Raw genomic sequence first — 2007 nt, 5'->3', positions numbered from 1 at the left:
GGATCGAACCGGCGCAAGCCGCAAGCGCGGGCGCCGAGCCGCCGCGGCATTCCGCCGGCACGCTGATGATCAAGGCGCCGATCCGCTCGGGACAGTCGGTGTTCCATCCGCATGGCGACGTCATCGTGCTGGGTTCGGTCGCGTCCGGCTCGGAAATCGTCGCCGGCGGCTCGATCCATGTCTATGGCACGCTGCGCGGCCGCGCGATCGCCGGCTCGGAAGGCAATGTTTCGGCGCGCATCTTCTGCCGCAAGAACGAGGCCGAGCTGCTCGCCGTCGACGGCTGGTACACGACCGCCGAGGAGATGGAAGGCGTCTCGCGCGGCAAGGCCGTGCAGGCCTTCCTCGACAATGATGCGCTCTGCGTGGTGCCGCTCGGCTGAGGCCGCAAGCTTCGGACCGGTTTCGCGTGCCAAAGTTGTTACGAGTCCGCCGTGCCCGGCACGGTCATGAATAAAAATCGCCGACGGAGGCTGTATAAATGGGCAAGGTAGTCGTGGTCACATCGGGCAAGGGGGGCGTCGGCAAGACGACCTCGACGGCCGCGCTCGGCGCCGCCGTGGCCAAGACCGGCAAGAAGGTGGCGCTGGTCGATTTCGACGTCGGCCTGCGCAACCTCGACCTCATCATGGGCGCCGAGCGCCGCGTGGTGTTCGACCTCGTCAACGTCATCCAGGGCACCGCGAAGCTGTCGCAGGCGCTGATCCGCGACAAGCGGCTGGAGACGCTCTATCTGCTGCCGGCCTCGCAGACGCGCGACAAGGACGCGCTGACCGAAGAGGGCGTGGCCGAAGTCATAGCCAGGCTGCGATCGGTGTTCGACTATGTCTTCTGCGACAGCCCGGCCGGCATCGAGCGCGGCGCCCAGCTTGCCATGCGCTTCGCCGACGAGGCCGTCATCGTCACCAACCCGGAAGTGTCGTCGGTGCGCGACTCCGACCGCATCATCGGCCTGCTCGACGCCCGCACCATGAAGGCCGAGCAGGGCGAGCTGGTGCAGAAACACGTGCTGGTCACGCGCTACGACGCGGCGCGCGCCGCGCGCGGCGAGATGCTGTCGATCGACGACGTGCTGGAGATACTCTCCACGCCGCTGCTCGGCATCATCCCGGAAAGCCAGGATGTGCTGCGGGCCTCCAATCTAGGCTCGCCCGTCACGCTCTCGGAACCGCTCAATGGGGCCGCAAAGGCTTACCTCGAAGCGGCAAGGCGCCTTGAAGGCGAGGACCTGCCGGTGGTCGTCCCCTTCGAACGCAAGGGCTTCCTCGACCGGCTGCTCGGAAGGAGGGCCGCATGAGCATCCTCGACCTCTTCAAGCGGCGCACCAGCGCGCCGGTGGCGCGCGAGCGGCTGCAGCTGCTGCTCGCCTATGAGCGCCAGAGCCGCGGCCAGCCGGACCTCGTCTCCATCCTGCGCGAGGAGATCATGGCGGGCATCGCCCAGCCTGTGCAGATCGACCAGGACTATCTCCCCGTCTCGATTGACCGCAGCGCCACCCTGTCGACGCTGGAGATCGACATCCAGATCCCCAACAAGAGCGCCGCGCCGCTGGCCATGGCGGGGTGACGCCGACGCATTTCCTCGCCCCCGCCAAGGCGGGGGAGAGGTGCCCCGCGCAGCGGGGCGGAGAGGGGGCCTGCGACGCTGGCGGGTTCCCTCCGACTGCTTTCCAGGCCGGCGCGTTTCCCCCTCTCCGTCGCGGCTTCGCCGCGCCACCTCTCCCCCACCTTCGTGGGGGCGAGGAACCAAGGTTCCGAAGCGCCTCGATCCTTCGCGCTCCTCACTCCGGCTGGTACAACTCATCCATGCTGCGCGCCGCCAACTCGGCGAACGGCGCCTGCTTCCGCACCCGTCCATGCTCCAGGATCACCAGGTCGTCGCAGAATGAGATCGTCGAGTGGTGGTGGCTGATGACGATCGTCGTGCGGCGTCCGGCGCGCGACTTCAGTGTTTCCACGATCGCCGCTTCCGACAGCCCGTCGACGGCGTTGGTGGCCTCGTCGAGGA

At 67.9% G+C, this 2007-nt stretch carries 3 protein-coding genes and 1 pseudogene; 3 read left to right on the top strand and 1 reads right to left on the bottom strand.

Annotated features, from left to right (window positions below; genetic code table 11):
* The 3 genes from minC to minE form a co-directional block, all read left to right on the top strand.
* A partial coding sequence (minC, locus tag EOA28_RS34115) for a septum site-determining protein MinC (RefSeq protein WP_128315763.1) occupies positions 1-383 on the top strand: 383 nt, incomplete at its 5' end.
* A 98-nt stretch (positions 384-481) separates the two neighbouring features.
* Complete coding sequence (gene minD / locus EOA28_RS34110) at positions 482-1297, top strand: septum site-determining protein MinD (RefSeq protein ID WP_126061655.1); 816 nt, start codon at positions 482-484, stop codon at positions 1295-1297.
* Positions 1294-1566, top strand: a complete 273-nt coding sequence (gene minE / locus EOA28_RS34105) for a cell division topological specificity factor MinE (protein WP_128315762.1) — start codon at positions 1294-1296, stop codon at positions 1564-1566. Before minD ends, minE begins: the two co-directional genes overlap by 4 nt.
* Positions 1567-1780: 214 nt before the next feature.
* On the opposite strand, the pseudogene EOA28_RS34100 reads toward minE, so the two are convergent.
* Positions 1781-2007 (bottom strand): annotated as a pseudogene (locus tag EOA28_RS34100) (ABC transporter ATP-binding protein); the annotation flags it as partial.

It is taken from the genome of Mesorhizobium sp. M2A.F.Ca.ET.067.02.1.1 (genome assembly GCF_004023285.1).
GTDB lineage: Bacteria > Pseudomonadota > Alphaproteobacteria > Rhizobiales > Rhizobiaceae > Mesorhizobium.
Note: the sequence above shows the minus strand (reverse complement) of the source record. Positions and strands in the feature narration are given on the sequence as shown.